Annotated in this window: 6 protein-coding genes; 2 read left to right on the top strand and 4 right to left on the bottom strand. The window is 42.3% G+C overall.

From position 1 onward, the window contains the following. The 4 genes from FP827_00070 to FP827_00055 all read right to left on the bottom strand — a co-directional run. The coding region (locus FP827_00070; protein MBA3051483.1) for a HAMP domain-containing protein at positions 1–1,319 on the bottom strand (1,319 nt) is incomplete at its 3' end. A 23-nt stretch (positions 1,320–1,342) separates the two neighbouring features. After that, positions 1,343–2,053, bottom strand: coding sequence for a hypothetical protein (locus FP827_00065; protein ID MBA3051482.1), 711 nt, complete (start codon positions 2,051–2,053; stop codon positions 1,343–1,345). Between the two features lie 13 nt (positions 2,054–2,066). Further along, the gene (locus tag FP827_00060) at positions 2,067–2,399 is read right to left on the bottom strand and encodes a DUF1622 domain-containing protein (GenBank protein ID MBA3051481.1); all 333 of its coding nucleotides are present in this window, start codon (positions 2,397–2,399) and stop codon (positions 2,067–2,069) included. A 133-nt stretch (positions 2,400–2,532) separates the two neighbouring features. Continuing rightward, positions 2,533–3,090: a hypothetical protein gene (locus FP827_00055; GenBank protein MBA3051480.1), complete on the bottom strand. Its 558-nt coding sequence runs from the start codon at positions 3,088–3,090 to the stop codon at positions 2,533–2,535. Between the two features lie 196 nt (positions 3,091–3,286). Here FP827_00055 and FP827_00050 point away from each other — a divergent pair, with 196 nt between their 5' ends. Further along, complete coding sequence (locus FP827_00050) at positions 3,287–3,865, top strand: MarC family protein (protein MBA3051479.1); 579 nt, start codon at positions 3,287–3,289, stop codon at positions 3,863–3,865. 13 nt (positions 3,866–3,878) lie between these two features. Continuing rightward, positions 3,879–4,339 (top strand): sodium:calcium antiporter (locus tag FP827_00045; protein MBA3051478.1); only part of this gene is annotated, 461 nt, incomplete at its 3' end.

Below are 4,339 nucleotides of genomic sequence, written 5' to 3'. Positions count from 1 at the left end.
GTCTCTTCTTTTCTCATACCCTGGCCGTAGTCCCTGACGCTGATTTTTATTTTGTTATTTTCTTTTTCGGCGGTCAAAGACATTTTTTCCCCGGGAGGGGTATACCTCGCGGCATTCGACAGCAGGTTTAGAAAGACCTGTTCTATCCTATCTCTGTCGCCCAGCACCGTGAGAGGCGTCGAGGGGATTTTTGTTTCAATACGGATATTCTGCGAAATAGCAAAATTCTCGGTGATCTCTTTGATAATATCGCGGATATCAAATTCTATCGGCTGAAATATCATCGTTCTCGACTCGATCTTTGTTATATCAAGAAAATCATTTACAAGCTTTGCCAGCCGCTTGCCTTCCGCTTCAATGACCTTCAGATATTTTTCCTTCTGCTCGTCGCTGAGTTTCAGCGTAGTGAGGATTTTGGCAAATCCGATTATGCTTGTCAGCGGCGTCCTTAATTCATGAGAGACAATGGAGACGAATTCTGATTTCAATTTATCCATTTCTATCAGCCTTCTGTTGGCTTCCTCAAGTTTTCCGGATTTTACCTGCAGTTCCCTGTTAGATGCTTCATATTTTGAAACGGCTTTTCTAATCATGGATTTCAGGTTTCTGCTGGTATCGTCAAGCTGCCCGGCCATGCTATTGAGGGAGTTTTCCAGTTTTCCTATTATGTCGTTTGATGTCCCGGGCAGGCGCGCGGAAAAATCTCCTTTAGCGAACTGCTGGGATACAATTCTCATCTGTTCCAGCGGGGCCAGCAATTTTTTAGTAATGGCCCATGATATCAGCAAAATAAGAAAGATGCCCGTTACGCCTATGCCGACTGACCAGTTAAGGGCGGCTGTCAGCCCCTCTTTTAATTCTTTCAGCGAAAATCCTATCTGAACCGAGGCTATATCTTCCTGCCTGTGTTTTATGGGGAAAGATTTAATATAAAGCAGCCCTTTGTATTCAAAATCTTTAGTGTCGGTATATGTATTTAATTTATTTTCCCGTTTCCTGTCAGATGAATATAAGACGGTATTGTCCGTCTTTATAACCGTTACGAACCGGACTCTTTTTTGTTTTTCCGCAACGGAAATCAGCTTGCACAGGTTTTCCGGGTCGTTAGCCAGCAAATCATCCTTTACGTCTTCCGAGAGTATGTTGCCTATCGTGTTTATCCGGGTGATCACCCTTTCTTCAAGTAGATTCCTGAGCAGTATGATTCTATTGAGGGTCAATATTCCGAAAGTCAGAATACTTATCAGCGAAATGGTTCCCAGCAGTTTAAACTGGTAACCAAAGTTCACAGGATTCAGATGATCGAATTTTTTGTTCATAGTTCTTGAGCCGCCGCGCGGTATTACATAAATTCCTTTTTGATATTATCCATTTTGCCGAAACAGGTTATTTTATCGCCTAAAAGTATTTTTGTTTTGGCGGGAGGGTTTGGAATAAAATCCCCCCCGCGTTCTACAGCCAGAATTAATATATCAAAATCCCGCAGCCCGGAATCCGCGATTGTTTTTCCGAGGATAGAACTTTTTTCGCCAGGTTCTATCTGGGTAATCCCGTATCCGCCTGTCATAAGCATGAATTCGGTAAACGATACCGGCTTTATTATTTTTCTTTTAATAATTTTCGCTCTCAGGTACACGGTTAATTTTCTGGTAAACCTGTTGTTCGTAAACAGCCGGAACGAAAAATAAATGGCCGCGACAATAATAAGAAGGTTGACGAGTGATAGTATTGAGTTGGGAATGATAAGGTTCAAATACGGGATTTGCAGGCCGGTTAAGGATAAGTTAGGGCGCAGTGAATTCGCGAAAGTCGCGATCAAAGTTACGAATCCGGCATTGCCCAGAACTATCAAAATAGAAGCTATGCGCCTTCTCTGGGGGTGTGATGTGATCAGTTCGGATTCTCTCGTCGTGAATCCTGTTCCTGAAAAGCATGACAGCGCCTGAAACTTGGCCAATGACCACTCCAGCCCCGTCAGCTGGAACGCGATCGCGCCTATCCTCACGATTATAAATGAAACCATCACAACGACTATAAACAGGAGTAAATTCATTTCTTAAAAGCGCTTATTCGCTTATGGATTTTATTTCCCTGGTCAGGAAGTAATTAAGTATGGTCCTTATGGCGATAATGACGCTCAACTTCCCTATATCATCCCATGTGGGGGTAAGGGTGCTTTTAAGTATACTCGCGCCGATAAGAAATCCCAGTCCGAGAGAAAAAGAATGGCCCAGTTCCAAGCGGCTCTCTCTTATGGCCTTGACCGCCTTGTCTTTTATAAGGGCGTCGCCTATAAAAATCCACATTGCTTTCACTACGCCTGTTATGATGACCAGAATAGCGAAGAACTGGAGTATGTAAATCGCATACTCGTTAATAATGATAATCAATTTATTCATCCGCGCCTCCGCTTGTCAGCCTTTCAACAACCCTGCGTTATAACCGGAAAATATAACACCACTTTTTAATGCATGATAGCATATTACACCTGTTTTCTCATTTCCCTCTAAGGTCCCGGAATAATTCAAAAAGTTAACCCTTTTTCAGTTCATTGATGCTGGCGGAGATAATATTGATAATTTCATCTATTCTTTTTGTCTGGAATTCCACTATGGTAAGAGACGGTTTTTCGCAGGAAAAAAATATTTTTGAATCATTACCTTCGGCGTAAAACCCGATCCGGAAATTCCCTTTAGTCCGGTAGGCGGCGTTTATGTAGTCTTTTTTGTTCTGCTGTTTTATTAAACCCGCAATGATTTTTAGGGAATCCAGGATACCGGGCAATTCTTCAGAATCCAAAAAAGCGTAAGATTCGGCAGTTTTTTCCGGTTCCGTTAGAATTACGGTCACTTTTATTCCGTTTGCGGTTTCGCCGCCGGCGCTTAGATCTTTGGTATCTATTTTTTCAAACCTGGCCCGCGCTCTCCCTGAGAGGGCGTCTATTCTGCCGATTTTTTTGGAGGTATTAATGATCAGACAATTTTTCTTTCCGAGCATTTCCTCTAATTTTGTGGAGGCGGCTGGATTTGTTTCCGCCAGCAGAGAAGAACAACAGGCGATTAATAGGAACAACGGCAGACTGTTTTTCACAATGACCCTCCTGAATCTCATTTTTTTAACTTGCGAAACCTGCTATAAAGTATAAACAAAAGAGTGGTTTAGTCAATCGCTGTTGTTTGAACAGGGACTTTGAACCGTAGCCGGAATTAATTAGAATCCCCAAATCATCCGTTATTTTGCTAAACTTGGCAGTGAATTGAAAAGAAAAATATGAGGACAGGATTATATGCATAAATTTTTATTATGTTTCATTCCTTTGTTTGTCGCCGTGGACACTCCGGGTATTTTGCCCATGTTCATATCTCTTACAGAGGGTTTTAAAAAACGGCAGTTAAGAAGGATTATAGTCCAGTCAATATTAACGGCTGTTGCTGTATCCGTTCTTTTTGTGTTTTTCGGGAAAACTGTACTGGGATTGCTCAATATAACAGTATACGATTTTATGATAGCGGGAGGTATGCTGTTATTCATAATTTCCGTCAGTGACATTCTCTCATACGAGAAGAAACAGAGGCATATAGACGCGGACAGCCTGGGGGCGGTACCGATCGGAGTGCCCCTCATAGTAGGCCCGGCTGTGCTGACAACAAGCCTTATCCTGGTAAATGAATACGGCATTTATTTAACAGTTGCGGCATTAGTTATAAATATTCTCATCGCCGGACTCATCTTCTTCCTGTCCGGCAATATATATAAACTTTTAGGGAGCGCCGGGTCAAAAACGCTTTCCAAAATTGCAAATCTGCTTCTTGCCGCGATAGCGGTGATGATAATCCGCAAAGGAATAGCGGGTATGTTGCAGTAGTTAGCATCTGATAATGAGCGTTCTTTCCGTAACTCTATTTATTGCCGGATTTATACTGTTAGTCAAAGGCGCCGATTTCCTGGTGGACGGAGCGGTGATCACGGCCAGGAAATTCGGCATTTCGGATATGGTTATAGGTTTATCAATAGTCGCCTTCGGCACCTCCGCGCCGGAACTGTTTGTAAATATTTTTGCCAGCATAGACGGGAATTCTCAGATAGTCATTGGGAATATAATGGGCAGCAATATTTTTAATACTTTTCTTATTTTAGGCATTTCAGCAGCTATATTCCCTCTCAAGGTCGCTAAAAATACAGTCTGGAAAGAAATCCCTTTTAATCTGTTGTCCGGTGTTATCCTGTTTATTCTCGCGTCTGGAATAATGAGGTTTAAATTTGGTCAGGGGATGATCGGCCGGGGGGACGGACTGATCCTTTTGATTTTATTCTGCGCGTTCTTATATTATTTATTAAT

It is taken from the genome of Candidatus Omnitrophota bacterium, from assembly GCA_013791745.1.
Lineage (GTDB): Bacteria > CG03 > CG03 > CG03 > CG03 > CG03.
The sequence above is the reverse complement of the archived record's forward strand: the minus strand, read 5'-3'. Positions and strand labels throughout refer to the sequence as shown.

Excerpts from the sequence above, each read along its gene's own strand:
- FP827_00065 (MBA3051482.1), bottom strand. The coding sequence starts at position 2,053 with ATGAATTTACTCCTGTTTATAGTCGTTGTGATGGTTTCATTTATAATC.
- FP827_00060 (MBA3051481.1), bottom strand. The coding sequence starts at position 2,399 with ATGAATAAATTGATTATCATTATTAACGAGTATGCGATTTACATACTC.
- FP827_00050 (MBA3051479.1), top strand. The coding sequence starts at position 3,287 with ATGCATAAATTTTTATTATGTTTCATTCCTTTGTTTGTCGCCGTGGAC.